Source organism: Pseudomonas sp. B21-028 (assembly GCF_024749045.1).
Lineage (GTDB): Bacteria > Pseudomonadota > Gammaproteobacteria > Pseudomonadales > Pseudomonadaceae > Aquipseudomonas.
This window is the reverse complement of record NZ_CP087184.1, coordinates 3,652,470-3,679,087: the sequence shown is the minus strand read 5'-3', so window position 1 is coordinate 3,679,087 and position 26,618 is coordinate 3,652,470. Positions and strand designations below refer to the sequence as shown.

The 26,618-nt window shown below is 60.8% G+C and carries 24 protein-coding genes and 3 tRNA genes; 15 read left to right on the top strand and 12 right to left on the bottom strand.

What is annotated here, in order from left to right:
• Positions 1–28 precede the first annotated feature (28 nt).
• The 7 genes from tpx to nudC all read left to right on the top strand — a co-directional run bounded on the left by tpx (position 29) and on the right by nudC (position 11,779).
• Entirely contained in the window at positions 29–529 is a 501-nt protein-coding gene (tpx, locus tag LOY35_RS15945; protein WP_258624681.1) for a thiol peroxidase, read from the top strand.
• 205 nt (positions 530–734) lie between these two features.
• On the top strand, positions 735–2,051 hold the full coding sequence (locus LOY35_RS15940) for an MdtA/MuxA family multidrug efflux RND transporter periplasmic adaptor subunit (protein WP_258624679.1): 1,317 nt from the start codon (positions 735–737) through the stop codon (positions 2,049–2,051).
• Positions 2,048–5,143 carry an MdtB/MuxB family multidrug efflux RND transporter permease subunit gene (locus tag LOY35_RS15935; RefSeq protein ID WP_258624677.1) on the top strand — a complete coding sequence of 1,032 codons (3,096 nt, stop codon included), beginning with the start codon at positions 2,048–2,050 and terminating at the stop codon, positions 5,141–5,143. Before LOY35_RS15940 ends, LOY35_RS15935 begins: the two co-directional genes overlap by 4 nt.
• A gap of 181 nt (positions 5,144–5,324) precedes the next feature.
• A complete protein-coding gene (locus tag LOY35_RS15930) occupies positions 5,325–8,429 on the top strand; it encodes an efflux RND transporter permease subunit (protein WP_258624674.1) in 3,105 nt (1,034 codons plus the stop codon).
• Positions 8,426–9,901: an efflux transporter outer membrane subunit gene (locus LOY35_RS15925; protein WP_258624672.1), complete on the top strand. Its 1,476-nt coding sequence runs from the start codon at positions 8,426–8,428 to the stop codon at positions 9,899–9,901. The genes LOY35_RS15930 and LOY35_RS15925 overlap by 4 nt, the downstream gene beginning before the upstream one ends.
• A 228-nt stretch (positions 9,902–10,129) precedes the next feature.
• Positions 10,130–10,942, top strand: coding sequence for a crotonase/enoyl-CoA hydratase family protein (locus LOY35_RS15920; RefSeq protein WP_258624670.1), 813 nt, complete (start codon positions 10,130–10,132; stop codon positions 10,940–10,942).
• 6 nt (positions 10,943–10,948) lie between these two features.
• Positions 10,949–11,779: an NAD(+) diphosphatase gene (gene nudC / locus LOY35_RS15915; RefSeq protein ID WP_258624667.1), complete on the top strand. Its 831-nt coding sequence runs from the start codon at positions 10,949–10,951 to the stop codon at positions 11,777–11,779.
• Here the strand turns inward: nudC and LOY35_RS15910 are convergent.
• The 3 genes from LOY35_RS15910 to LOY35_RS15900 form a co-directional block, all read right to left on the bottom strand.
• Positions 11,747–12,526: a TSUP family transporter gene (locus LOY35_RS15910; protein ID WP_258624664.1), complete on the bottom strand. Its 780-nt coding sequence runs from the start codon at positions 12,524–12,526 to the stop codon at positions 11,747–11,749. The two genes, nudC and LOY35_RS15910, sit on opposite strands and share 33 nt — an antisense overlap.
• 160 nt (positions 12,527–12,686) lie before the next feature.
• Positions 12,687–13,859 (bottom strand): zinc-dependent alcohol dehydrogenase, encoded by a 1,173-nt coding sequence (locus LOY35_RS15905; RefSeq protein WP_258624663.1) that lies wholly within the window; start codon positions 13,857–13,859, stop codon positions 12,687–12,689.
• Positions 13,859–14,689 (bottom strand): SRPBCC family protein, encoded by an 831-nt coding sequence (locus LOY35_RS15900; protein ID WP_258624662.1) that lies wholly within the window; start codon positions 14,687–14,689, stop codon positions 13,859–13,861. Before LOY35_RS15900 ends, LOY35_RS15905 begins: the two co-directional genes overlap by 1 nt.
• A gap of 328 nt (positions 14,690–15,017) precedes the next feature.
• Between LOY35_RS15900 and LOY35_RS15895 the strand changes: the two genes are divergently transcribed.
• Both LOY35_RS15895 and LOY35_RS15890 read left to right on the top strand, forming a co-directional pair.
• A tRNA-Cys gene (locus LOY35_RS15895) sits at positions 15,018–15,091 on the top strand.
• Between the two features lie 195 nt (positions 15,092–15,286).
• Positions 15,287–15,373 (top strand) — tRNA-Leu (locus tag LOY35_RS15890).
• Between the two features lie 80 nt (positions 15,374–15,453).
• Here LOY35_RS15890 and LOY35_RS15885 read toward each other — a convergent pair.
• The gene (locus tag LOY35_RS15885; RefSeq protein ID WP_258624661.1) at positions 15,454–15,816 is read right to left on the bottom strand and encodes an NUDIX hydrolase; all 363 of its coding nucleotides are present in this window, start codon (positions 15,814–15,816) and stop codon (positions 15,454–15,456) included.
• 279 nt (positions 15,817–16,095) lie between these two features.
• Between LOY35_RS15885 and LOY35_RS15880 the strand changes: the two genes are divergently transcribed.
• Together LOY35_RS15880 and LOY35_RS15875 are read left to right on the top strand one after the other, a co-directional pair.
• On the top strand, positions 16,096–16,281 hold the full coding sequence (locus LOY35_RS15880; protein WP_258624660.1) for a hypothetical protein: 186 nt from the start codon (positions 16,096–16,098) through the stop codon (positions 16,279–16,281).
• 107 nt (positions 16,282–16,388) lie between these two features.
• A complete protein-coding gene (locus LOY35_RS15875; protein WP_047698619.1) occupies positions 16,389–16,616 on the top strand; it encodes a PLD nuclease N-terminal domain-containing protein in 228 nt (75 codons plus the stop codon).
• Here LOY35_RS15875 and LOY35_RS15870 read toward each other — a convergent pair.
• From LOY35_RS15870 to LOY35_RS15860, 3 genes are all read right to left on the bottom strand, one after another.
• A complete protein-coding gene (locus LOY35_RS15870) occupies positions 16,613–17,038 on the bottom strand; it encodes a hypothetical protein (RefSeq protein WP_258624657.1) in 426 nt (141 codons plus the stop codon). The two genes, LOY35_RS15875 and LOY35_RS15870, sit on opposite strands and share 4 nt — an antisense overlap.
• A gap of 117 nt (positions 17,039–17,155) precedes the next feature.
• Complete coding sequence (locus LOY35_RS15865) at positions 17,156–17,386, bottom strand: hypothetical protein (protein WP_258624655.1); 231 nt, start codon at positions 17,384–17,386, stop codon at positions 17,156–17,158.
• Positions 17,387–17,537: 151 nt separating this feature from the next.
• Complete coding sequence (locus tag LOY35_RS15860; protein WP_258624653.1) at positions 17,538–17,792, bottom strand: DUF6555 family protein; 255 nt, start codon at positions 17,790–17,792, stop codon at positions 17,538–17,540.
• Between the two features lie 235 nt (positions 17,793–18,027).
• Here LOY35_RS15860 and LOY35_RS15855 point away from each other — a divergent pair, with 235 nt between their 5' ends.
• Together LOY35_RS15855 and LOY35_RS15850 are read left to right on the top strand one after the other, a co-directional pair.
• A complete protein-coding gene (locus LOY35_RS15855; protein ID WP_258624652.1) occupies positions 18,028–18,927 on the top strand; it encodes a polysaccharide deacetylase family protein in 900 nt (299 codons plus the stop codon).
• A 90-nt stretch (positions 18,928–19,017) separates the two neighbouring features.
• Entirely contained in the window at positions 19,018–19,209 is a 192-nt protein-coding gene (locus LOY35_RS15850; protein ID WP_258624651.1) for a DUF2188 domain-containing protein, read from the top strand.
• Between the two features lie 225 nt (positions 19,210–19,434).
• Here the strand turns inward: LOY35_RS15850 and LOY35_RS15845 are convergent, their stop codons facing one another.
• The 3 genes from LOY35_RS15845 to LOY35_RS15835 form a co-directional block, all read right to left on the bottom strand.
• Positions 19,435–21,228 carry a sensor histidine kinase gene (locus tag LOY35_RS15845; protein ID WP_258624650.1) on the bottom strand — a complete coding sequence of 598 codons (1,794 nt, stop codon included), beginning with the start codon at positions 21,226–21,228 and terminating at the stop codon, positions 19,435–19,437.
• Positions 21,229–21,474: 246 nt separating this feature from the next.
• Positions 21,475–22,329 carry an SPFH domain-containing protein gene (locus tag LOY35_RS15840; protein WP_258624648.1) on the bottom strand — a complete coding sequence of 285 codons (855 nt, stop codon included), beginning with the start codon at positions 22,327–22,329 and terminating at the stop codon, positions 21,475–21,477.
• 123 nt (positions 22,330–22,452) lie between these two features.
• Positions 22,453–22,540 (bottom strand) — tRNA-Ser (locus tag LOY35_RS15835).
• 123 nt (positions 22,541–22,663) lie between these two features.
• Between LOY35_RS15835 and LOY35_RS15830 the strand changes: the two genes are divergently transcribed.
• Entirely contained in the window at positions 22,664–23,335 is a 672-nt protein-coding gene (locus LOY35_RS15830; RefSeq protein WP_258624647.1) for a Bax inhibitor-1/YccA family protein, read from the top strand.
• Positions 23,336–23,397: 62 nt separating this feature from the next.
• On the opposite strand, the gene LOY35_RS15825 is transcribed toward LOY35_RS15830, so the two are convergent.
• Positions 23,398–23,835, bottom strand: coding sequence for an Lrp/AsnC family transcriptional regulator (locus LOY35_RS15825; RefSeq protein ID WP_258624645.1), 438 nt, complete (start codon positions 23,833–23,835; stop codon positions 23,398–23,400).
• 133 nt (positions 23,836–23,968) lie between these two features.
• On the opposite strand from LOY35_RS15825, the gene LOY35_RS15820 reads away from it, so the two are divergent.
• The gene (locus LOY35_RS15820; RefSeq protein WP_258624644.1) at positions 23,969–24,862 is read left to right on the top strand and encodes a DMT family transporter; all 894 of its coding nucleotides are present in this window, start codon (positions 23,969–23,971) and stop codon (positions 24,860–24,862) included.
• Positions 24,863–24,868: 6 nt separating this feature from the next.
• Here LOY35_RS15820 and LOY35_RS15815 read toward each other — a convergent pair whose 3' ends face one another.
• The gene (locus LOY35_RS15815) at positions 24,869–26,494 is read right to left on the bottom strand and encodes an NADP-dependent glyceraldehyde-3-phosphate dehydrogenase (protein ID WP_258624642.1); all 1,626 of its coding nucleotides are present in this window, start codon (positions 26,492–26,494) and stop codon (positions 24,869–24,871) included.
• Positions 26,495–26,618: the final 124 nt, after the last annotated feature.

The following is a 26,618-nucleotide window of genomic DNA, read 5'->3' as shown; positions in this document are numbered from 1 at the left end:
TTTCAAACATGTCAGAAGGAATCCGTTCATGGCTCAAGTCACCCTCAAAGGCAACCCGGTTCAAGTCAATGGCCAGTTGCCGCAAGCCGGTTCCAAAGCGCCAGCCTTTTCCCTGGTTGCCGGCAATCTGTCAGACGTTTCCCTGAAGGATTTCGCCGGCAAGCGCAAGGTGCTGAATATCTTCCCAAGCGTCGACACCCCGACCTGCGCCACGTCCGTGCGCAAGTTCAATGCCCAGGCCAACGAGCTGAACAATACCGTGGTGCTGTGCATCTCCGCTGACCTGCCGTTCGCCCAGGCGCGTTTCTGCGGCGCCGAAGGCCTGGAGAACGTCCAGAACCTGTCCACCCTGCGCGGTGCCGAGTTCATCGAGAGCTACGGCGTGGCCATTGCCGACGGCCCGCTGAAGGGCCTGACCGCCCGTGCCGTGGTTGTGCTGGACGAAAACGACACCGTGTTGCACAGCGAGTTGGTCAAGGAAATCGCCGAAGAGCCAAACTACGACGCTGCGCTCGCGGTCCTGAAATAAGTGCTCCTGAAATAAGTGCTCTGACCGGAGTATTTATTACAATTGTTAACGGCCTGGACCTGTCCAGGCCGTTTTCTTTTGCACTTCAAACGCTTAGCCTGCCACGCGATACGTAAGCCCAAGGTAAATTGCCGGTAAAGGCGCTTTGCTAAATACCCGCCAGTGCTTATCGTTCAGCCTTCCATAAAAGATGCCCACGCGCCCAATGGTTGATCACTCCATGCAATCCTCTGCTCCCCGCAATTCCCGTCGCTGGCTGTTGAGCCTGTTCATCGTGCTGGTCGTCGCAGTGCTGGCCTGGAAATTCTGGCCCGCCGGCGCGGATCACAAGTCCACCACAGGACAGAAAGCCGCCGCTGGGCACATGGGGCGTTCGGGCGGCATGCGGCCTGGGTTTGGCGGTGCGACGGGGCCGATCCCGGTTCGGGTGGCAGCCGCCGTCACCGGGGATTTCCCTTTGTATTACAAGGCATTGGGCACGGTCACGGCGCTCAATACCATCAACGTGCGCAGCCGGGTCAGCGGTGAGCTGGTCAAGATCGCCTTCGAGGAAGGGCAGATGGTGAAGGCCGGGGACCTGCTGGCCGAGATCGATCCGCGTCCCTACCAGAACGCCTTGCTGCAGGCCGAAGGTACGTTGCTGCAAAACCAGGCCCAGTTGAAAAACGCCCAGGTCGACCTTGAACGCTATCGCGGCCTGTATGCCGAGGACAGCATCGCCAAGCAGACCCTCGACACCGCGGCCGCGCTGGTGGGGCAGTATCAGGGCACGGTCAAGACCAACCAGGCGGCGGTCAACGACGCTAGGCTCAACCTCGAATTCACCAGGATCCGCGCGCCGATCTCCGGGCGCGTCGGCTTGCGGCAACTGGATATCGGCAACCTGGTGGCGGCCAACGACACCACGGCCCTGGCCGTCATCACCCAGACCCAACCCATCAACGTCGTGTTCACCCTGCCGGAAAACAACCTTGACACGGTGCTGGCCCGCTATCGCAGCGGCGCGAAGCTGCCTGTCGAAGCCTGGGACCGTGGGGACGTGAAACTCCAGGCCCGCGGTGTGCTGCAAAGCCTGGACAACCAGATCGACATCACCACCGGCACCCTGAAATTCAAGGCCCGCTACGATAACCGCGAGCAGTCGCTGTTCCCCAATCAGTTCGTCAACGTGCGCCTGTTGGCCGACACGCTCAAGGGGGTGGTCCTGGTGCCGACCGCCGCCATTCAGTTCGGCACCAACGGCACCTTCGTCTATGCCCTGGAGGGCGATAAGAAGGTCACCGTCAAGCCGCTGAAGATTGGCGCCAGTGATGGCGAGCACACCGTGGTCACCGAAGGCCTGGCCGCCGGCGACCGGGTGGTGCTCGAAGGCACTGACCGCTTGAAGGAAGGCAGCGAAGTGGAGGTGGTCAACGACAGCCAGGACGTGCCCACCACGCCAACCGAACACCTGCAGGGCAAGCCTGCGGCAGCCCCGGCTGAACCGGCTGGGGCCGACAAGGCGAAAAAGGGCGACGCATGAACCTCTCGCGGCTGTTCATCCTGCGTCCGGTCGCCACCACGCTGAGCATGCTGGCCATTGTCCTGGCTGGCCTGATCGCCTATCGGTTGCTACCGGTGTCGGCCTTGCCCCAGGTCGACTATCCGACCATCCGCGTCATGACCCTGTACCCGGGCGCCAGCCCCGACGTGATGACCAGCGCCGTGACCGCGCCTCTGGAGCGGCAGTTCGGACAGATGCCCGGCCTGACCCAGATGGCGTCTACCAGCTCGGGTGGCGCCTCGGTGATTACCCTGCGCTTCAGCCTCGAGATCAACATGGATGTCGCCGAGCAACAGGTGCAGGCGGCGATCAACGCGGCCAGCAACCTGTTGCCGACTGATCTGCCGGCGCCGCCGGTGTACAACAAGGTCAACCCGGCCGACACCCCGGTGCTGACCCTGGCGATCACTTCCAAGACCATGCTGCTGCCCAAGCTCAACGACCTGGTCGATACCCGCATGGCACAGAAGATCGCCCAGATCAGCGGAGTCGGCATGGTCACCATCGCGGGTGGCCAGCGCCAGGCGGTACGGATCAAGGTCAACCCCGAAGCCCTGGCGGCCAACGGCCTCAATCTGGCGGACGTACGCACCCTGATCGGTGCATCCAATGTCAACCAGCCCAAGGGCAACTTCGACGGCGAGACCCGGGTGTCGATGCTCGATGCCAACGATCAGTTGACCTCACCCAAGGACTACGCCGAGCTGATCCTGGCCTACGCCAACGGTGCGCCGTTACGGCTCAAGGACGTGGCGCAGATCGTCGATGGCGCCGAGAACGAGCGCCTGGCTGCCTGGGCCAACGAAAACCAGGCCGTGCTGCTGAATATCCAGCGCCAGCCGGGGGCCAACGTCATTGAAGTGGTGGACCGGATCAAGGCGCTGTTGCCGAGCATCACCGACAATCTGCCGGCCGGGCTGGACGTCACGGTGCTCACCGACCGCACCCAGACCATCCGCGCCTCGGTCACCGACGTGCAGCATGAACTGCTGATCGCCATCGCCCTGGTGGTCATGGTGACGTTCCTGTTCCTGCGTCGTTTCAACGCCACCATCATCCCGTCGGTGGCCGTGCCGTTGTCGCTGATCGGTACGTTCGGCGTGATGTACCTGGCAGGGTTCTCCATCAACAACCTGACGTTGATGGCCCTGACCATTGCCACCGGTTTCGTGGTGGACGATGCCATCGTCATGCTGGAGAACATCGCCCGTTACATCGAGGAGGGCGACAGCCCGTTGCAGGCCGCGCTCAAGGGCGCGAAGCAGATCGGCTTCACGCTGATTTCCCTGACGCTGTCGCTGATTGCCGTGTTGATCCCGCTGTTGTTCATGGCCGATGTAGTGGGGCGGCTGTTCCGTGAGTTCGCCATCACCCTGGCGGTGGCGATCCTGATTTCCCTGGTGGTTTCCCTGACCCTGACGCCGATGATGTGCGCGCGCTTGCTCAAGCGTGAGCCGAAGGAGGATGAGCAGGGGCGCTTTTACCGTGCCAGCGGCGCGTGGATCGACTGGTTGATCGCCGCCTATGGCCGCAAGCTGCAATGGGTGCTCAAGCATCAGCCGTTGACCCTGCTGGTGGCGGTGGGCAGCCTCGTGCTCACGGTGGTGTTGTACCTGGCCGTGCCCAAGGGGTTCTTCCCGGTGCAGGACACCGGGGTGATCCAGGGCATTTCCGAGGCACCGCAGTCGATTTCCTTCGCCGCCATGAGCGAGCGCCAGCAACAACTGGCCAAGGTGATCCTTGCAGACCCGGCGGTGGAGAGCCTGTCTTCGTACATCGGCGTGGACGGCGACAATGCCACGCTCAACAGCGGCCGCCTGCTGATCAACCTCAAGCCCCACAACGAACGGGATGACAGCGCCAGCGAAATCATCGCCCGCTTGCAGCCGCAACTGGATCGCCTGGTGGGCATCCGCCTGTTCATGCAGCCGGTGCAGGACCTGACCATCGAGGACCGGGTCAGTCGCACCCAGTATCAGTTCAGCCTGTCGTCGCCGGACGCTGAATTGCTCACCCTGTGGAGTGGTCGCCTGGTGGAGGCCCTGGCCCGCCAGCCGGAACTGACCGACGTTGCCAGCGACCTGCAGGACAAGGGCCTTCAGGTCTACCTGGTGATCGACCGCGACGCCGCTTCACGCCTGGGCGTGTCGGTGTCGAACATCACCGATGCGTTGTATGACGCGTTTGGTCAACGGCAGATTTCCACCATCTACACCCAGGCCAGCCAGTACCGGGTGGTGCTGCAGGCCCAGTCTGGAGAAAGGATCGGTCCCCAGGCCCTGGATCAGATTTACGTCAAGACCACCGACGGCGGACAGGTGCGGTTGTCGAGCCTGGGCCGGGTCGAGGAGCGTCAGGCCCAGTTGGCGATAGCCCACATCGGCCAGTTCCCGGCAGTGATGATGTCCTTCAACCTTGCGCCGGGCGTGGCCCTCGGGCATGGGGTTGAGGTGATCGAGAAGGTCCAGCACGAAATCGGCATGCCGGTGGGCGTGCAGACTGAATTCCAGGGCGCTGCCCAGGCGTTCCAGGCCTCGCTGTCGAGCACCTTGCTGTTGATCCTGGCGGCGGTGGTGACCATGTACATCGTGCTGGGCGTGCTGTACGAGAGCTACATCCACCCGATCACGATCCTCTCGACCTTGCCCTCGGCGGCCATCGGCGCTTTGCTGGCGTTGATCCTCAGCGGCAATGACCTGGGCATGATCGCGATCATCGGCATCATCCTGCTGATCGGCATCGTCAAGAAGAACGCGATCATGATGATCGACTTCGCCCTCGATGCCGAGCGCAACCAGGGTGTCGATCCGCAGACGGCGATCTATCAGGCAGCATTGCTGCGCTTCCGGCCGATCCTGATGACCACCCTGGCGGCGCTGTTCGGCGCGGTACCGCTGATGCTCGCCACCGGCTCCGGCGCGGAATTGCGCCAGCCTCTGGGGCTGGTGATGGTGGGCGGATTGCTGGTGAGCCAGGTGCTGACGCTGTTTACCACGCCTGTTATCTACCTGGCGTTCGATCGGTTGGGACGGCGGTTTGCCAAGCCTGATGCGAAAGAGGTGCAGGCATGACGGTTTGTAGAACGATGACCACCATGCACCCAAGGCAGAGGCGCTTTTTGTGGCGAGGGGATTCATCCCCGTCAGGCTGCGTAGCAGCCTCTTTTGTGAGCGCTGCGCACTCAAGCGGGGATAAATCCCCTCGCCACAAAAGCACTTGCCGCTTGAAGCTTGAGGCTTGGAGCTATCCTCCATGAACCTCTCCGGCCCCTTCATCAAGCGTCCCGTCGCCACCATGCTGCTGAGCTTCGCCATCATGCTGCTCGGTGGTGTGTGCTTCGGCCTGCTGCCGGTTTCGCCGCTGCCGCAGATGGATTTCCCGGTGATCGTGGTCCAGGCCAACTTGCCGGGGGCCAGCCCGGAGGTGATGGCTTCGACGGTGGCGACGCCCCTCGAACGGTCCTTCGGCGCCATCGCCGGGGTCAACACCATGAGCAGCCGCTCCAGCCAGGGCTCGACCCGGGTGATCCTGCAATTCGACCTGGACCGCGACATCAACGGCGCGGCGCGGGAAGTGCAGGCGGCCATCAATGCCTCGCGCAACCTGCTGCCCAGCGGCATGCGCAGCATGCCGACCTACAAGAAGGTCAACCCGTCCCAGGCGCCGGTCATGGTGCTGTCGCTGACCTCGGATGTATTGGAGAAAGGCCAGCTTTACGACCTGGCCTCTACCATTCTGTCCCAGAGCCTGTCCCAGGTGTCGGGCGTCGGCGAAGTGCAGATCGGCGGCAGCTCGTTGCCGGCGGTGCGCATCGAACTGGAGCCACAGCTGCTCAACCAGTACGGCGTGGCGCTGGATGACGTGCGCAAGACGATCGCCAACAGCAACGTGCGCCGACCCAAGGGCTCGGTCGAGGACGACCGGCGCATGTGGCAGGTCCAGGCCAACGACCAGCTGGAGAAGGCCAAGGACTACGAAACCCTGATCATCCGTTACCAGGACGGCTCGGTGCTGCGCCTCAAGGACGTGGCGAAGGTCGCCGACAGCGTCGAGGATCGTTACAACAGCGGTTTCTTCAATAACGATGCCGCGGTGCTGCTGGTGATCAACCGCCAGGCCGGCGCCAACATCATCGAGACAGTCAACGAAATCAAGGCGCAACTGCCGGCGTTGCAGGCGGTGCTGCCGGCCAGCGTCAAGCTGAACCTGGCCATGGACCGGTCCCCGGTGATCAAGGCGACCTTGCACGAAGCGGAAATGACCCTGCTGATCGCGGTGGCCCTGGTGGTGCTGGTGGTGTTCCTGTTCCTCGGCAACTTCCGCGCTTCGCTGATCCCGACCCTGGCGGTACCGGTGTCGCTGGTGGGCACGTTCGCGGTGATGTACCTCTACGGGTTTTCCCTGAACAACTTGTCGTTGATGGCGCTGATCCTCGCCACCGGCCTGGTGGTGGATGACGCCATCGTCGTGCTGGAAAACATTTCCCGGCACATCGACGAAGGTGTGCCGCCGATGAAGGCCGCTTACCTCGGTGCCAAGGAGGTGGGCTTCACCTTGTTGTCGATGAACGCTTCGCTGGTGGCGGTGTTCCTGTCGATCCTGTTCATGGGCGGCATCATCGAGAGCCTGTTCCGCGAATTCTCCATTACCCTGGCGGCGGCCATCGTGGTCTCGCTGGTGGTGTCTCTGACACTCACGCCGATGCTTTGCTCGCGTTGGCTCAAGCCCCATGTGCCAGGCCAGGAAAACCGTCTGCAAAGGGAGAGCCGGCGTGTCAACGAATGGATGGTTCGCGGTTATGCCACCAGCCTGGACTGGGTGTTGCGTCATCGACGCCTGACCTTGCTGAGCCTGCTGGTGACCATCGGGGTCAACGTCGCGTTGTATGTGGTGGTGCCGAAGACCTTCATGCCGCAGCAGGACACTGGCCAGTTGATCGGTTTTGTACGCGGCGACGACGGCCTGTCGTTCAACGTGATGCAGCCGAAGATGGAGATCTTTCGCCGTGCCGTGCTCGAGGACGACGCGGTACAGAGCGTGGCGGGCTTCATCGGCGGCAACAACGGCACCAACAACGCGTTCATGCTGGTGCGCCTCAAGCCGATCAAGGAACGGAGCATTTCCGCGCAGAAAGTCATCGAGCGCTTGCGCAAGGAAATGCCCAAGGTCCCCGGCGCCCAGTTGATGCTGATGGCCGACCAGGACCTGCAATTCGGTGGCGGTCGCGAGCAGACCACCTCGCAATACTCCTACATCCTTCAAAGTGCCGACCTGGCGTCCCTGCGTCAGTGGTATCCCAAGCTCGTGGCGGCCTTCAGAACCTTGCCGGAGCTGACCGCCATCGATGCTCGTGAAGGTGGCGGGGCGCAGCAGGTGACGCTGGTAGTGGACCGCGACCAGGCCAAGCGCCTGGGCATCGACATGGACATGGTCACCGCCGTGCTGAACAACGCCTACAGCCAGCGCCAGATCTCGACCATCTACGACAGCCTGAACCAGTATCAGGTGGTGATGGAGGTCAATCCCAAGTACGCCCGCGACCCGAACACCCTGGAGCAGGTGCAAGTGATCACCGCCGACGGCGCGCGAGTGCCGTTGTCGACCATCGCTCATTATGAGAACAGTCTGGAAGACGATCGGGTCAGCCATGAAGGACAGTTCGCTTCCGAGAGTATTTCCTTCGACATGGCCGAAGGGGTGACGGTGGAGCAGGGGACTGCCGCCATCGAGCGGACCATTGCCAAGCTCGGCATGCCCGAGGATGTGATCGTGAAAATGGCCGGCACCGCAGACGCCTTCGCGGCGACACAGAAGAGCCAGCCGTTCATGATCCTCGGGGCATTGCTGGCGGTGTACCTGGTATTGGGTGTGTTGTACGAAAGCTACATTCATCCGCTGACCATCCTGTCCACCTTGCCGTCGGCGGGGGTCGGCGCGCTGCTGTCGATCTACGTGCTGGGCGGTGAGTTCAGCCTGATTTCCCTGCTGGGGCTGTTCCTGCTGATTGGCGTGGTGAAGAAAAACGCGATCCTGATGATCGATCTGGCCTTGCAACTGGAACGGGGCGGGCAGGCCCCCCTGGAGTCGATCCGCAGCGCCTGCCTGCTGCGCTTGCGGCCGATCCTGATGACCACTTTGGCGGCCATCCTCGGTGCCGTGCCGCTGTTGATCGGCGGCGCCGAAGGTTCGGAAATGCGCCAGCCGCTGGGCCTGACCATCATCGGCGGGCTGGTGTTCAGCCAGGTCCTGACGCTTTACACCACACCGGTGGTTTACCTCTATCTCGACAAACTGCGCCATCGCTTCAACCGCTGGCGCGGCGTGCGCACCGATGCTGCCCTGGAAACTCCGCTATGACCGACCGTTCGTTCTTCAACCTTGTCGCGCCGCTGGCGACTGCCCGTGGCTCGCGGGCACTGAGCCTGGCGCTGTGCGTGGCGATGCTCAGCGCCTGTGCGATTGGCCCGGATTACCAACGCCCGCAGGCCGCCGCGCCGGCGCAGTACAAGGAGGCCCAGGGCTGGCGCCAGGCCAACCCCAGCGACGCCCTGGCCCGTGGGGCCTGGTGGGAGCTGTACGCAGACGCGCAGCTCAATGGCCTGGTGGAAAAGCTCAACACGTCCAACCAGACCGTGGCCCAGGCCGAAGCCCAGTACCGCCAGGCCCAGGCCCTGGCGCGCAGTGCCCGGGGGGCGTTCTTTCCCTCGGTGGACCTGACCGTCGGCAAGAGCCGCTCCAGCCAGGGCACCGGCAGCAGCAGTTCGAGCCTGAGCAGCTCATCCAGTGGCATCCGCGACACCTACAGCGCCCAGGCCGGGGTCAGTTGGGAAGCCGACGTCTGGGGCAAGCTGCGGCGCACCCTGGAGGCCGATGAAGCCAGTGCCCAGGCAAGTTTTGCCGACCTGGCCGCCATGCGCCTGAGCCAGCAATCGGAACTGGTGCAGAATTACCTGCAATTGCGAGTGATCGACGAGCAGAAGCGTCTGCTGCAGACCACGCTGGAGAACTATCAGCGTTCGCTGAAGATGACTGAAAACCAATACCGCGCCGGGGTGTCCGGCAGGGACGCAGTGGCCCAGGCGCAAAACCAGCTCAAGACCACCCAGGGCGACCTGATCGATTTGATCTGGCAGCGTGCCCAGTTCGAAAACGCCATCGCCGTGCTGATGGGCTTGCCTCCGGCCGAGTTCAGCCTGGCGGAAACCCGGGACATCCCGTCGTTGCCGCAAATCCCGGTGGCGCTGCCGTCGCAGTTGCTCGAACGCCGGCCCGACATCGCCTCGGCGGAGCGCTCGGTGATGGCCGCCAACGCCAATATCGGCGTGGCCAAGGCGGCTTATTACCCGGACCTGACCCTGAGCCTGAGCGGCGGTTACAGCAGCAGTACCTACGACAACTGGATCAGCGTACCGAATCGCTTCTGGTCGGTGGGGCCGCAACTGGCCATGACCTTGTTCGACGGCGGCCAGCGTTCGGCGGAAGTCGACCGCAGCGTCGCGGCCTACGACCAGACCGTCGCCACCTATCGCCAGACCGTGCTCGACGGGTTCCGCGAGGTGGAAAACTACATGATCCAGCTCAAGGTACTGGAAGACGAAGCCCGCGTGCGCCAGGAAGCCCTCGACGCCGCGCGCGAATCCTTGCGCCTGACCCAGAACCAGTACAAGGCCGGGCTGATAGCCTACCTCGACGTGGTGACCGTCCAGGCCACAGCTCTGAGCAACGAGCGCAGTGTGCTGAGCCTGCAGCAGAGCCGGTTGATCGCCAGCGTGCAGTTGATCGCGGCGTTGGGCGGGGGGTGGGATGGGCAGATGGAGACGGATGAGTAAAATCGTTGGGAGGGCTTTTTGTGGCGAGGGGATTTATCCCCGCTGGGCTGCGCAGCGGCCCCAGAATCTTAGGGCCGCTTCGCGCCCCAGCGGGGATAAATCCCCTCGCTACAAGTTTGTCTCACGGCGACCAGCGAGTCCTGCTTTTGGCCGATGCACTGCCTACGACCTGTCTCAATGGCTTGTTATAGTTCAAGCCTCTTTTTCAGCCGGTAAAGGATCACTGCCATGTCGCAATACCAAGCGTTCAACGTTGAACTTGCAGACAACATTGCCCATGTGCAGATCAATCGCCCGGACAAGATCAATGCAATGAACGCCGCGTTCTGGAGCGAGATCGTCGAGATATTCCAGTGGATCGACGACACCGACGAAGTGCGGGCAGTGGTGCTGAGCGGTGCCGGCAAGCATTTTTCCTCTGGCATCGACCTGATGATGCTGGCCGGCGTGGCCAATGAGCTGGGCAAGGATGTCGGCCGCAATGCCCGCCTGCTGCGGCGCAAGATCCTGCAACTGCAAGCCTCGTTCAACGCCGTGGACAACTGCCGCAAACCGGTGCTCGCGGCGGTCCAGGGGTATTGCCTGGGCGGTGCCATCGATCTGATCAGCGCCTGCGACATGCGCTACGCCGCCGAAGACGCCCAGTTCTCCATCAAGGAAATCGATATCGGCATGGCCGCCGATGTTGGCACATTGCAACGCTTGCCCCGGATCATCGGGGACGGCATGCTGCGTGAACTCGCTTATACGGGGCGCACGTTCGGTGCCGAGGAAGCGCGCGGTATCGGCCTGGTCAATCGCGTCTACGGTGATGCCGCCAGCCTGCTCGACGGCGTGATGGGCATCGCCCGGGAAATCGCCGCCAAGTCGCCGATTGCCATCGCCGGCACCAAGGAAATGATCAGCTACATGCGCGACCACCGCATCGACGACGGGCTGGAATACGTCGCTACCTGGAACGCCGCCATGTTGCAATCGTCGGACTTGCGCGTGGCCATGGCCGCCCATATGAGCAAACAGAAACCCGAATTTCTGGATTGACTGACCATGATTTCACGCTGGACCACCGCAGTACTCGATACCGATCTTCCTGGCGGCTGGGCCGTGGCCCGGAGCCCGGAAGGCTTTCTGTTCGATGACAACGGCGCGCTGTTTCCCCGCGAATGGCTCAAGCGCCAGGACCTGTCGGTCCTCGCCGAGCATGGCATCGGCCATTTGGATGGTGAGCCGGTCTACCTCCTCGAGTTGCACGCCTCGCAGGACATTCCCGGTTGCAACTGGAAAGGCCTGCGGGCCTTCATGCTCGAGGACGATCACACGCTGTTCAAAGTGCTGGGCTATGCGGCGCAGATCGCTACCTGGGCCCGTGAGCACCGTTTCTGCGGCAGTTGCGGCAAGCCCATGGGCCAGATTCCGCTGGAGCGGGCGATGTATTGCGATGTGTGCGACCTGCGGCACTATCCGCGGCTTTCACCGAGCATGATCGTGCTGATCACCCGTGGCGATGAAGTCCTGCTGGCCCGTTCGCCTCGCTTCGTCACCGGGGTCTACAGCACCCTGGCCGGGTTCGCCGAACCGGGCGAGTCGGCCGAGGATTGCCTGGTTCGCGAAGTGCGCGAGGAAGTCAGCCTCGAAGTGAAGAACATCCAGTACATGGGTAGCCAATGCTGGCCGTTCCCGCATTCGATGATGCTGGGCTTCCACGCGGAGTACGCCAGTGGGGACATCGTGTGCCAGGAGGATGAAATCGAGGACGCCCAGTGGTTCAACGTCCACGACTTGCCTCCGTTGCCGGCGTCGCGCTCCATCGCGCGTTATCTCATTGACCTCTATGTGGCGCGGCGCCTAGGCCATGCCGAACCAGTGCTGCCAGACTAGGCGCACGGTCAGCCCCAACACTACGGTGATGAACACCGGCCGGATGAACTTTGCGCCGCCACTGATGGCGGTGCGGGCGCCGAAGAACGCGCCGATCATCACCGAGAGGCCCATGCACAAACCAATGATCCAGTCCACTTGCCCCGAGAGCATGAACACCACCAGCGCCGCGATGTTGCTGACGAAGTTCATGCTACGGGCCACGCCGCTGGCCTTGACCAGGTCGATGGGGTAGAGCAGCAGGCTGCTGACGGTCCAGAACGCGCCTGTGCCGGGACCGGCCACGCCGTCATAGAAGCCCAGGGCGAAACCCTGGGGTGATTGCCATGTCTTCTTGATCGGCGCGTGGCTGTCCAGCGGCGCCTTGGGCGTACCGCCGAACAACAGGTACAGGCCACAGGCGAAGACGATCACCGGCAGCATCTTGTTCAGCCATTCGGCAGGCAGGTAATGAGCGACGATGGCACCGCTCAAGGCGCCGACCAACGTACCAACCAACGCATGGGTCCATTGCTTCGGATCGAACAGCTTGCGCTTGTAGAAGGTGAAACTGGCCGTAGCCGAGCCGAAGGTAGCGCTGAGCTTGTTGGTCCCCAGGACCAGATGCGGCGGCAGGCCGGCGGTCAGCAGCGCCGGAGTGGTCAGCAAGCCACCGCCGCCGGCGATGGCATCGATGAAACCGGCCAGGAAGGCGACAACGGTAAGAATGGCGAGGGTGGTGAGGTCAACGCTGAGTTCAAAAGGCATGGAAAAGGCTTATTCGGCAGGTCGCAGGAGGGCTGCGGGGAAGGCCGGTATGTTACCCGTAATGGCTCTGGGCCGCGACTCCGGCATGAGGGCGTCGGGGAATCCTTGGCGAGGGAGCTTGCTTCTCCTGGGCTGTGTAGCTGCCCCCTCGTCATCTCAATCACTCTGGCCGAAACACTGCGCGTAAACAGTTTTCACGCTTGTCCTTGAACATCGCATAACCCTCGACCGACTGCTCCAGCCCCATGGCATGAGTCAGCAGGTAGGAAGGGTCTAGTTGGCCTTTCTGGATGTAGTCGAACAGCCGCGTCACATAGCGTTGCCCCGGTTGCTGGCCCGAGCGCAAGGTCAGGGACTTGTTGACGATGGCTCCCATCGGAAACTTGTCCAGCAGGCCGCCGTACACCCCGACCACCGACACCGTGCCGCCCTTGCGACAGGCTCGGATCGACTGGCGCAGCACGGTCCCGCGCTCGGTGTGCAGGCGCATCATCTGCTTGGTCTTGTCGTAGTAATAATCGACCTCGGTGCCGTGGGCTTCCATGCCCACGCAGTCGATGCAGCGATCCGGACCGCGGCCCCCGGTCAGTTCCAGCAGGGCGGCATGCACGTCGATGGTTTCGTAGTTGAGAGCAATCGCACCGGCCTTTTCTTCGGCCAGGCGCAAGCGGTCGGGGAAGCGGTCGATGGCGATCACCCGCTCGGCCCCCAGCAAGTAGGCGCTGGAAATCGCCATCAACCCGACGCCGCCGCAGCCCCAGACCGCCACGGTGTCACCGGGTTGGATATTGGCGTTATCGGCGGCGAAAAAACCGGTGGGCACCGCATCGGAGACGAATACGGCTTGTTCGTCGCTGACTCCTTCGGGGATGGTGAACAGGTTGACGTCGGCGAAGGGCACGCGGATGTAAGTGGCGTGGCTGCCGGCAAAGCCGCCGAAGGCGTGGCTGTAGCCGATGATGCCGCACGCCGGCTGGCCGTAGGCGATGTCGGTGGCACTGGGGTTGGGGTTGGAGTTGTCGCAACAGGCAAAATCCGCGCGTTGGCAGTGCTCGCACGCACCGCAACCGAGGATCGACACGGTGACGACCCGGTCGCCTTTCTTGAATTGAGAGATGGCCGAACCTGTTTCTACCACTTCACCCATGAACTCATGGCCGATGATGTCGCCGGCTTGCATGGTTGGCACGTAGCCGCCCAGCAGGTGCAGGTCCGAACCGCATACCGACGACAGCTTCACCCGCACGATGGCGTCCCGAGGGTTGAGGATGGACGGATCATCGACGGTTTCAACTTGCAGCTTGTTGGGGCCTTGCCAGGTCAGTGCGCGCATCAGGCAGTTCCTCCATTGAGAGGCGTGGGTGACGGATCGGTCGATGCAGGGGTGGCGGAACTCGGCGGGTGGATGAACAGCAAATCCTTCTCTCCGTGGGGCCGGATCCTGTTGGTGGTCACTTCGCCGGTCTCCAGTTGCTGCTTGATGCTGCGCAGCAGGTACAACAAGGCTTTGTCCGAGAACCTGGAAATGGCCGCGGCCAAGGCATAGCCGGCAGCCCCGAAGGAGGGCTGGCAGGCGACGATGATCTTGATCTGCGTGCCCCGGCCTGTCGGCGCATCGCTGAAATGTATCTGGATATCGTGTTTGAACCGGGTGCCCGGTGCGGCCAGCCAGTGCAACTTGCGGCCTTCCTTGGGTTCACTCTGTTCGAGATCACAGTGCAAGGTCTTGTCCCTCGGCCCATGGGCCACCCAGCGGTAGGTACGCTCGCCGGTCTGCTTGATGGTATCGACCCAAGGCACCAGGGCGCCCAGGTTGGCCGGGTTGCGGCAGAACGCGAAGACTTCCTCCCGGGGTTTTCCAATCGTGATGCTGCGGGAGATCACTTTGCTTGAATCCCACCCCCGATCTTGCTCGAAAGCCCGCTCGAACGGGCTGTGGGTCAGCGCTTGCTTGACCCTGCACGAGCCGGAGTAAGCCCGCCAGGCCGCACAAGCCCCGAGCAGAACTTGCGGCCAACCCCTGAGTCCGCCCTGGCGCAACCCATTGGCAATCAGCAGGGTGCCGGCCAGCAGCGACACCGCACGCTCCGGTGTACCGAGATTGGGACGCGACGGACTCGGCACCGCAGCCCGGCTCGCGACCAATGGTGGACGTTCGGTCATGATGGTTTTCCTTATCAATTCGAAGGCGACATAAGGAATGAGCCGCCGGGTCTGTGGTTGTTCCATCGACATCCAGGGTTTCCGATGAGGAGGGTCCCTGCCGGGTGCATGGCTGCGGGATACGAGAGGGGAAAGGCTCGCCTGCGAACGATTTTTTTTTGAAATCAAGGGGTTGTCAGCTTTGGCAAATGAGTACATAATTGCGCCCATCGAATGCGTTGGGGCGTAAAAAATCTCAATGTTTTCAAGGAGATAGCGCTGAGTAAGCGGTTTTTTTCCAACCAGGTAAGTACACGGTTGATGTGGTGTGATTGCATCAGGCGTTTGAGGCCGAATAGCAAAATGGTTATGCAGTGGATTGCAAATCCACCTACGCCGGTTCGATTCCGACTTCGGCCTCCACTATAAAAAAGCTCTGTAGATCTATGATTTACAGAGCTTTTTTCTTTATGGGGCAATGAAGCTTTTGTCTTGAAAAGGACATGGGCAACCTTGCTTCGTTGGGGAGGGATGTATATATTTCGTCCCTCTGCTGCACCAGCCTCGATCCTGTCGGATCCTCTGATCCGTCGCTTCCACGAGGCTGACCGCGCTACCGCCCGAATGGCGAAACTGGTAGACGCATGGGACTTAAAATCCCCCGCTCGTAAGGGCGTGCCGGTTCGATTCCGGCTTCGGGCACCATATAAAACAAAGGGTTGCATGAGATATCTCAGGCAACCCTTTTTGTTTGCGCTCAGTTTACCGGGCGGCGTCGAAGGCCCTCATAACCGCCGCCTGAACGCCTCAAGTATCTCCCGCATACCTTTCTTCATCTGCAATTGCGCAATGGTGTCCAGCGGATACCAGAGACAATCACTGATTTCGTTCAGTGGCCTGGCCGCCCCAATGTCGCTGACTGAAGCCTCGAATACGTGATGCAGGGTGTCGCCATCGCTGATGCGCATCAGGTAGAGCAGGTTTTCGGCGCCCAGTCCGGTTTCTTCTGCAAGTTCCCTGAGGGCTGCATCGGCATGGCTTTCGCCACGTTCGACCGCGCCGCCCGGCAAGGCCCAACGGCTGTTGGGTTTGCGTACCAGCAAGATGTGGCGATTTTCCTCGCAGATGACGGTCGCTCGAATTTTCATGGGCATGCTCGTTCAGTGACTGTCATTAAAATGAAATATAACTGAAATATTCGAGCCTTGCGTCATCGACAGTCCCAGGCAACGGTCCTCGGCTCATACCCTTACGACCGCAGCGATGCGGGAAAGACTGACTTCATTCTGTGCCTGGTTTCTCGTCTGTCGGGCTTTCTGGCGCTGGCTGCATTCATGACCGGCCATCGCCAAAAATGAATCAGATCCAAAAAAAGGTATCCATGTTGGGTGGATGGCCGACCCCTGGGCAGCGGGGAGAGAGGAAAGATGACGACTGTTGAAGATTTCAAAGTCAAATCCCATGAGCTCCTGGTGGAGCTCGATTCGGCGACATCGGAGATGATGACGCTCATTTGTGCCCATCAGATGTCCGGAATGGCTTGGGAAGAGGCCGTACGGCGCCAGCATGAAGCCTATGAGCGATGGGTAGGCTATATGAACGAACGTTCATAGACCTGTCGCCACAGATTCTTTGAACGGACCCGAAGGGCCTGTGCCTAATCAACAGTGACCTGTGTGGCTGATTCGTACAGGCCACTAACCGTCAAGAGGATCGGGCCATGTCTGAATTAGCCAGTTATTTCTGGATCGCTGTCGCGGTACTGCTGTTGCTTGTTGATCTGTGGGCGATCGTCAGTGTGTTTCGCAGTGACAAATCGGCCGGGACCAAGGCCGGCTGGGCCTTGCTGCTGATCATTCTGCCTGTGTTGGGTCTGATCATCTGGGGCGTGGCCGGGCCTCGGGGAATCAAGGAAGGCCCGTCGTCGCCGGAACACAGCAAGGGCTAATGATTCTTCCACCGGCCGCCGGTGCTCTCACAGTCTTTTTGCGCTTGCTGCAGCTGCTCGACGCCGTAGTAGTACCAGGTGATCTGCGCGTGATCGGGAATGTTGACCGATCCACCGTTGCTGTCTTTGCTGGTTGAACGAGGGTTCGCCAGGGTTTCCTGGGTGAGTCTGGCTTGGCACGTTGCGACATATCCGTCGGCGCAGCTGTCGACCGGCGTCTTCTGGGTGCTGAGCGCCGTCTGGTTTTCGTTGCTGCACGACCAGCCGATAGCCCCGTCGGGCATGCCTTTGTATTCATAGCAGGCATGGGTTTCGACGGCTGGCACCGACTGGCTCTGGGCCCGGGTGATGACATCGCAACCCTGGGCCATGACGGTGGCCGGGCTTGCACAGGCGATGAGCAACAGGATTCTGGCATTCATGGTGGCTCTCCTTTTCGCGATTTTCTGCACCTATCAATATCGAGGCGCAAAAGGTTTGCGCGTTCCATCGGCTTTTCAGCCGGTAGAACTCAGGAGTCGCGTGGCTGACGCAAAGCGTTAGCGGAATTTGGGCAAGGGCCGTTCAATGGGCTTGAGAGATGACAGTGCGTGCTGGATCGACGGAACGTCTTTATCTATATCGCTCAGGCGATCCCGGATACGCATGGCAGTCGGGTGGCCGCCATTGTGGTCGACCCAGTCGGCAATTTCCTTGCAGGCCGCCGTCAGGCGAGTCTGGCGCGATTCCAGCAGGGTGAGCAGGGTGGTGATGGACTCTTTTTCGGACATGTCACACCTCCATTCAGGGTTGATAGGCAGCACGAAATCCGCCGCAGTCGGGTCGTACTGTGCTTTAAGCGTAGTTGAGTTATTACCGGTTTGCCGGGGAATCCGGCGCCCGGCGGGAAGCCGGCGCGCCGAATGAGTAAAGGTCATGAAATCAGCCGGACTCCTTGATCCAGGTGGGTGCGACGCTCGCTCGCCAGCGCACGTCGGTGATGCCGTATTTTTCCGCAAGGGGTTTGGTAACCCGCTTGACTTTCTCCCTCCCGAATTTGGGTATGCGCCCGACACCCGCGTCGCAACTGGCCCAATGCCAAGCTTCGGAGTTATTCATCACTTCGGCTCGAATGATGAATGACTTGGGCTCGCCATGGAGCATGTAGTCGATGATGTAAAGCGATGGCCCGCCCATAAATCCTCCCTAATTAGTCCTATACGGATGGATGCGGAGGCGTTCGGAAAATTCAATCGGATTTCCAGACGGTCGAAATAGACACGTCAGGCGCCAGATCCGGTCTACAACAAGCGAAACGAAGCATTGCTCACCGCCAGGAACCAAACCCGGTTAACCTTCTCCAAGGTGGGCTTCAAACATCATGCGCCAGGGAGCGGAGGCGTAGCAGTGCGGTATTACATAAAGGCAGAACATGAAAAACATCGCCAGGGCGCTGGTCATTGCAGTGCTCGCCAGCGGTTTGTCGGGGTGCATCGGATCACCCATCGAATTGACTGCGCAAACCGAGCAGCGCTTGCGTGAACAGCCTCCGATCCGTTTCCTGCTGACGTTCGATGATGGGCCTAGCGCATCGTCCTTCTGGAATCCGAGCATTGATGTGTTAGATGCCCTTGCACAGAACCCGGTGCAACCCGGGATCAAGGCCGTGTTCTTTGTCCAGACCCGTGCCTGGCGCGCTGGCGACAGCGATATCGGTCGATTGGTGATGCACCGTGAGCATAGCGAAGGTCATCTGTTGGGTTTTCATACGGCCACCCATTGGCACACCAATCATCGCTTCCTGAGTCCCAAGGATCTGGAACAATCGCTCATCGACGGTGGGACCGACATAGCTGCCATTACCGGTGCGGCGCCCACCCTGGTAAGGCCACCGTTCTGGAGTTATGACCGGCGCACTTTCACCGCCTACCAGCGGCATGGCATGCATGTGTTGCTCACCGACCTGAGCGCCAACGACGGCAAGATCTGGGGGATCACCGTCAGTCCGCGCCGACGGATCAACCTGACCCGCCAGCTCTCCGAAGTACGCGAGCGCATCGCTGCCGGGCAATTGCCTGCGGTGGATGGCGTGATTCCCGTGGTGGTCACATTCCACGACCTCAATCGCTATACCGCCCGACACGCCCGGGAGTACCTGCAGATCCTGGTCGACAGTGCCAGGGCTACGGGAGTGAGGACCGACGTCAAGCCGTTCTATGACGATCGCCAGGCGCTGGAGCGGGCCGCCATGGCGCGTACGGTCAAGGAAAGCGGCCAGCCGGTGCGCCTGCCCGGCCTGTGGGACTGGCTTTGGGATTCGGATTCTCACTGATGAATGGTTGCGACGTTCGGTCGGCACCCTGGCGAAACTGAGTGTAAGGTAGACGCTGTAGCCCTTGGTCCATACCGAAGGAGGTTGACGATGAGTACCGCAATGCTGACGAAAATGCACATCAACGGTTATGACGTCCTCAGCGTAAACAGCGGCCCATGGAGGGTCTGTACCCAGGCTGACCGGCTGGGTTCTTTCGCTTCGCGTGAAGAAGCACTGGCTTACGCGGCGGCGTTGCCAGCCAGGAGAAACCGCGAGGCGCGGGCGACGAACGCCAAGTAACCGGGGCGGACGCTAACCGTCCAGTGGGAGCGGGCTTGCCCGCGAACGCGGCGTCTCAGGCGTCATATCAATGTCTGACCCACCGCCATCGCGAGCAGGCTCGCTCCCACAGGTTATTGCTGGAAGCCAAGGATTATGTGACCGCGCAGACCCCTTGTGGGAGCGAGCCTGCTCGCGATGGCGTCGGCACATTCACCACCAGTGCTTGCCCTACACCAAGCTTCTTCAAGACTGTGCCAGTTCCAGCGGAATCTCCAGCGTGAAGAGGGCGCCCTGACCTAGTCCATCGCTATGGACATGGAGGCGACCATTCATCTCGACCGCTGCCAAGGCGCAGCTGTGCAAACCGAACCCATGGCCGTCCTTGCGAGTCGTGAACCCGTGGTTGAAGATGCGAGCCAGATTATCGGGGGCGATGCCTTCACCTCGGTCCTTGACGCTGAGGCATAACGTTGTCCGGTCGACGATCCGTATGCCCAGGATCATCTCCCGTGGTTCGGAAACATGGGACATCGCGAATTTTGCATTACTGATCAGGTTGATCAGGACCAGCAGGAGCCGGTGTTTGTCGCCCATGATCGTGGGGGCGTCCTGATAGTCCTTGATGACAGTGACGTGATGCCGGTTCAGTGCGCCCGAGTTCATGCGCAACGCATCTTCGAACAAGTCACTGACATTGAGCGGCTCGACCAGCCTGGCCGCCCCGGCATAGGATTGCTGGGTGGTGACAATTTCCTTGATGTGGTCGACGCTCTTGGTCAATTGCGCCAGTTCATCGATCAACAGTGCCTGCTCGGCAGCGATGGAATCGACCAACTCATTGAAGTAACGGGGAAGCAATCTACCCTTTTCATCGAGGGTCATGAACTGGCCAAGGTCTTCGGCGTGTTCATTCATCATCTTTACCGCTTTTCCGAGCCCCAGTGTCTTGCTGTTCTTCAATTTGCGGGTGACGAGCTCGGCGGAAATGTTCACGCTGTTAAGCACGTTTCCAACGTTGTGCAGTACGTTCGTGGCAATCTCGGCCATGCCCGCCATCCGTGCCGCGTCCACCAGTTCGCGCTCGGCCTCTCGCAACTCGCGAGTACGTTCCTCCACCCGCTCCTCCAGCCGTTCATTGGACAACTGCAGCGCGTGGTTGATCAGGTTGATGACGGCGTAGCTGCGCACCAGCCGCACGGCCAGGTAGATCATCAACAGCGCCATGAGGGTGGCGCATACGGCCAAATAGATATGATATTGACGGTCGGTTGCAGCCGTCCGGCGCTGTGTCTCATTCAACAGCTCATTGATGTTGTCCAGCTCCCGGGCCACCGGCATCACATTGATGCGGTCAAGCAGATCATTGACGATCGGCTGTTCCTCGATAATCGACCGGACATGCTGCTTCAGCATGACAAAGGGCGGCTGGTAAGGGGCGGGTAACCCATTGATGAAATCTTCCAGCTCGGTTAGTTGACTCTCTACTTCCTTGGCCTTGTCTGATGTGACATAGGTGGCGTACTCCAGTGTCGTCAGTGTCAGCTCAAGGACATTGGAGGCTGTTGTCAGACGCTCCGTCGCACTGCCAATCATCAACTCCTTGAGCCGCGCCTGAATGTCATTTTCGGCCGTGGGCAACGCATCCAGGGCCGTACGCAAGTTCGCATTGTGCCGTTCGAACTCTTCTACCAGCAGGGTCTTGTTCTTGATCGCATCCACATAACCCTGGCGCCTGGAGTTCCAAAGAGCGGCCAAGGGCCCGGCATTGTTGAGCCGTTCCAGTTGAGCCCAGCGATTGTCCGCTTCCGCCGGTGGGGCCAGCGACAGGTTGTTATTGGCGCCGATCTTTTTCCTCAGAATCTTGACGTTCCAGTCGGCGTCGGACTGCTTGAGTTGCCGGATGAAATCACGAGACTCGAAGTAGGTCGTGGTGTCATAGGTATAGGATTTGATCAGAAAGAATATCAAGGCCGAGAAAACGGCCAGCGCGACGGCCAACAAGGCAGGCCACTTATATTTTTGGATAATCGTGGTCACGCTGTTCTCCTGTCCGGGATGTCGATCGACGGAGTCGCTGGGTTTACGAGTCGGGCGAGGGTTTCAGGGTGTGAAACGATGGGCTGAGGCTGTCTGGAGCGGATTGGCTGTGGTGGGTACACGTTGAGCTCCCTGCTGACGCTGAGCTGCGGGTTCGTCATTCAGGCCAGTGTAGCGCTAACGGGAAATGGGGCGATTTTCCCTGTTTGGGAACAGGCGCGGCCAGGGCAGGCCGCGCCAGCGCGATTACTTGGTGTCGATGAAGGGCAGGGTGCTATTGGGTAGCACGGTGGTCGGCAAGACCCCGTTCCAGCGCTCGGCCTTGGTCAGTTCCACCAGATTCTGGTTGCTGGCCAGGGCTTGGGCCCGCGCCTTGATCGCCTCGGCTTCGGCCTTGCCACGCAGTTCGGTGGCCAGTGCATCCGCCTTCGCCTGGGCGATCTGCGAGTCGGCTTCCGCCTGGGCCTGGGTTACGCGAATCTGTGCCTGGACCTGCTCAGTGGCGAGCTGTTGCTCGCGGGTCTTGACCTGGACTTCCGCTGCCATGCGCGCTTCGATCGCTTTTTCGTAAGCGTCACTGAAGTCGATGTTCTCGACCTGGACGCTGTCGATGATCACCGGGCCGGTGATGGTGGACTTGATGGCGCTCGAAATGTCGTTGACCAGCTGGACGCGGTTCTGCACCGCGGCCACGGCATTGAACCTGCCGAACACGTTCTCTACCTGGGTTGGCACCTGCCGGCTGATCATCCGGTCGCGGATGCCTTCTATATCCTTGAACTGGCTGTAGACCTTCGCCACGTCCGCTGGCGCAATGTGCCAGGACACCGATACCTTCAGTTGGGCGGACTGTTGATCCTTGCTGTACGCCTGGAGGTCTTCATAGGAAGTGACTTGGCTTTGTACGCTGATCAGGCGTACGGACTCGATGAAGGGCATCTTGAACGACAATCCCGGTTCCACGACCCCGACCAACGCACCGTTGCGCAGCAGTACGCCGCGTTCGGTTTCGTCGACCGTGTACCAACTGCCAAAGAGTACGCAGAGCAAGAGGATGCCCATGATTGCTGCAACGAGAGAGCCGATGGTTTTGCTGGTCACTGTTCTTTCCTTTGAATGAGAGCGGGGGGCGATGTGCCGTATCCAGCACTAAAGTCGACAGCTGTTTTTCTGAACGCCAGACACGAAAAAGCCCTGAATGATCAGGGCTTTAACGTACAAATATGGCGGAGGCGATGGGATTCGAACTCATGGACCTGTTACAGTCGACGGTTTTCAAGACCGTTGCCTTAAACCACTCGGCCACACCTCCGTATTGCGTTGCGGGCGCCATAATACCCGAATGAAACACACTGTCAAACTCTCTGCGTAGCTTGTTACAGGGCGTCTGTTATGATCCTTGCCACTGAATGTTTCAAACCGGAGGAGTGTCGCCATGCGCGAACAGGATTACGCAGTGAACAACAGCGTGCAGGCCGAGCAGCTAGAGGTTAGCCGCGTCCTGCGCAACACTTATGGCCTGCTGGCACTCACGCTGGCTTTCAGCGGTGTGATGGCCTACGTCGCCCAGCAAATGAATGTCGGCTACCCGAACGTGTTCGTGGTGCTGATCGGCTTCTATGGGCTTTTCTTCCTGACCAACAAACTTCGCGATTCGGGCTGGGGCCTGGTTTCGGCGTTCGCCCTGACCGGCTTCATGGGCTTCATACTCGGGCCGATCCTCAATCTTTACCTCAAGATGCAGGGCGGCGCCGAACTGGTCAGCTCGGCCTTTGCCATGACCGCACTGGTGTTCGGTGGGCTGTCGGCCTATGTGCTGATCACCCGCAAGGACATGAGCTTCCTGGGCGGTTTCCTCACCGCCGGGTTCTTCGTACTGGTGGGGGCGATGCTGGTCAGCATCTTCTTCCAGATCAGCGGCCTGCAATTGGTAATCAGCGCCGGTGTCGTACTGTTCTCCGCGCTGATGATCCTGTACCAGACCAGCGCCATCATTCATGGCGGCGAGCGCAACTACATCATGGCGACCATCAGCCTGTATGTATCGATCTACAACCTGTTCGTCAGCCTGTTGCAGCTGTTTGGCCTGATGGGCCGCGACGACTGAATGCACACGCTATTCAAAGCCCGCTTCGGCGGGCTTTTTTTCGTCCCCGTTTCTGTCTCGACTCACATCATCGGTGGCAGACGCCGCTTGACCGGGGTCTTCTTGACGATGGCGGTATTGGTTTCGGCAAGAATATTGAGCTTGTCCAGCAAGGTATCCAGCTGTTCCATCGAGCGCACGTGCAGTCGGGCGATGAAGCAATCGTCGCCGGTCACCTTGTCGCATTCGGTAAATTCGGCGATGGCCTGGATCTGCCGCTCCACTTCCTGCAACTGCCCCGGTAACGGGCGGATGCGGACAATGGCCTGGAGCTGGTAGCCAAAGCACTTCGGGTCTACCTCAACGGTATACGCCCTGAGCACGCCGCGCTCCTCCAGCCGCCGCAGGCGCTCGGCCACGCTGGGAGAGGAGAGGCCGCTCAGGTTCGCCAGGGCCTTGAGCGAGCGCCGGGAATCTTCCATCAGCGCACTGATGAGAATCTGGTCAATATCGTCGGTCATTTCGACTCCGTTAGGCGAATGTCTGAAGTTGCCTTGATAAAAAAGGTCGAATGGCAGTTTAGCCTTTTTCGGCTCATGGAGAACCCCTTCACCGGCTTGTCATACTGTGCCCACTTGCTGAAGGAGCCTGATGATGGACAAGACCTTACGTCGCGGTTCGCTGGAAATGACCGCCGCCATGCTGATTTCCGGAACCATAGGCTGGTTCGTGCTGGTTTCCGGCCTGCCGGTGCTGGATGTGGTGTTCTGGCGCTGCGTGTTCGGCGCGGTCACCTTGTTGCTGATTTGCGCCGGTTTCGGTTTTTTACGCCGGGACATCCTGACCCGCACGACATTTCTGCTGGCGGTGCTCAGCGGCGTGGCGATCGTTGGCAACTGGGTGTTGTTGTTCGCCTCTTACTCGCGGGCCTCGATTGCCATCGGCACGGCGGTGTACAACGTCCAGCCGTTCATGCTGGTGGGGTTGGCGGCGCTGTTCCTGGGGGAGAAAATCACCGCGCAAAAGCTGTTCTGGCTAATGGTGTCGTTTCTCGGGATGCTGGCAATTGTCAGCGCCCACGGTGAACAAGGGCAGGGCAGCGGGGAGTATCTGGTGGGCATCGCCCTGGCACTCGGGGCGGCATTGCTGTACGCGATTGCCGCGCTGATCATCAAGCGCCTGACCGGCACCCCGCCGCACCTGATTGCGCTGGTGCAGGTCAGCACCGGTGTATTGCTGCTGGCACCCTGGGCGAACTTCTCGGCCTTGCCGCAACAGCCCGAGGCCTGGGCCAGCCTCGTCACCCTCGGCATGGTCCACACCGGGGTCATGTATGTGTTGTTGTACAGCGCGATCCAGCGCTTGCCGACCGCAATCACCGGCGCACTGTCATTCATCTATCCGATCGCGGCGATCTTCGTCGACTGGTTCGCCTTCGGCCATCGCCTCGAACCACTGCAATGGCTGGGTGTGGCGGCGATCCTGCTGGCGGCCGCTGGCATGCAGCAGGGCTGGGGCATCAAGAGGCGTCGCCCAGCCCTGCTGTAATGCGGGTCAGAAGATGTAGTCGGTGGTCAGGAAGTTCGAGTCCCGCTCGCGGATGATGTCGCTGATCAGCGCCTTGTTGCTCTCCTGGAATTTGGTCGCCACCAGGGTGCGGATCGAAAAAGTACGCAACGCATCGTGCACGGACAAGGTGCCCTCGGCCGAGTTTTTCCGGCCGTTGAACGGGAAGGTGTCCGGCCCGCGCTGGCATTGGGCGTTGATGTTGATGCGCCCGACCTGGTTGGCGAACGTGTCCACCAGCTTGCCGACTTCAGCCGGATGGGTGCCGAAAATACTCAGTTGCTGGCCGAAGTCCGACTCCAGCACGTAGTCGACCACGGTATTGAGGTCGCGATAGGGCACGATGGGGACCACCGGGCCGAACTGTTCCTCGTGATAGACCCGCATCGCGGTGTTTACCGGATAGAGCACGGCGGGGTAGAAGAATGAGCTGCGGGATTCGCCGCCGTGTGCATTGGTCACCGATGCACCCTTGGCCACCGCGTCGTCCACCAGGGACCGCAGGTAATCGATCTTGCCGGCCTCGGGCAGCGGCGTCAGCGCCACACCGTCCTCCCAGGGCATGCCCGGCTTGAGGGCGGCGAGCCTGGCATTGAATTTCTCGATGAACGCCGGTGCCACGTCCTCATGGACGAAGAGGATTTTCAACGCGGTGCAGCGCTGGCCATTGAATGACAGCGAGCCGGTCAGCGCTTCGCTGACGGCATTGTCGAGGTCGACGTCGGGCAGCACCAGCCCCGGGTTTTTTGCATCCAGCCCCAGGGCGGCGCGCAGGCGGTGTGGGCGCGGGTGGAGTTTCTTCAGGTCGCTGGCGGCTTTGTTGGTGCCGATGAAGGCGAAGATGTCGATCTTGCCGCTGGCCATCAACGCGCTGACGGTTTCCCGGCCGCTGCCGTAGATCACATTGATCACTCCTGCCGGGAAACTGTCACGGAAGGCTTCCAGCAGTGGACGCACCAGCAGCACGCCGAGCTTGGCCGGCTTGAATACCACGGTGTTGCCCATGATCAAGGCGGGGATCAGGGTGGTGAAGGTTTCGTTCAGCGGGTAGTTGTAAGGCCCCATGCACAGGGCCACGCCCAGGGGCACGCGACGGATCTGGCCGAGGGTGTCCTGCTCCAGCTCGAAGCGGCTGGAGCGCCGGTCGAGTTCCTTGAGGGCATTGATGGTGTCGACGATGTAGTCGCAGGTGCGGTCGAACTCCTTCTGGGAGTCCTTGAGGTTCTTGCCGATCTCCCACATCAGCAGCTTGACGACGGCGTCGCGTTGTTCGCGCATGCGCGCCAGGAAGGTTTCCACGTGGCGGATGCGTTCGGCCACCCGCATCGTCGGCCACAGGCCCTGGCCGCGGTCATAGGCGCGGACGGCGGCATCGAGGGCGGTAAGGGCGGTTTCTGCATCGAGCAGCGGCGTGCTGCCCAACACCACCTGTTCATCGCCTTGTTCACCGGCCAGATACACCGGACTACGCACGACGGCCAGCGGTCCCGGCCAGGTCTTCAGGACGCCATCGACCAGGTATTCACGCTGCTCGATCCGCTCTTCGAGGCGATAGGCCAGGGGGATATCAGCGGCACTGGGAAACAGATTGGCGAGAAGGTTGGCTGTGGTCATGTCGTTACTCCCTCAAAGAAATGAACCCTGCGACGACTAGCCGTCGTCTTCGCTTCCAGGGTTATACGCCTTAATGGGGGGAGTTTTTAAGTGGCAGGGGCCGGCAACTGCGTTTTTGCCGACC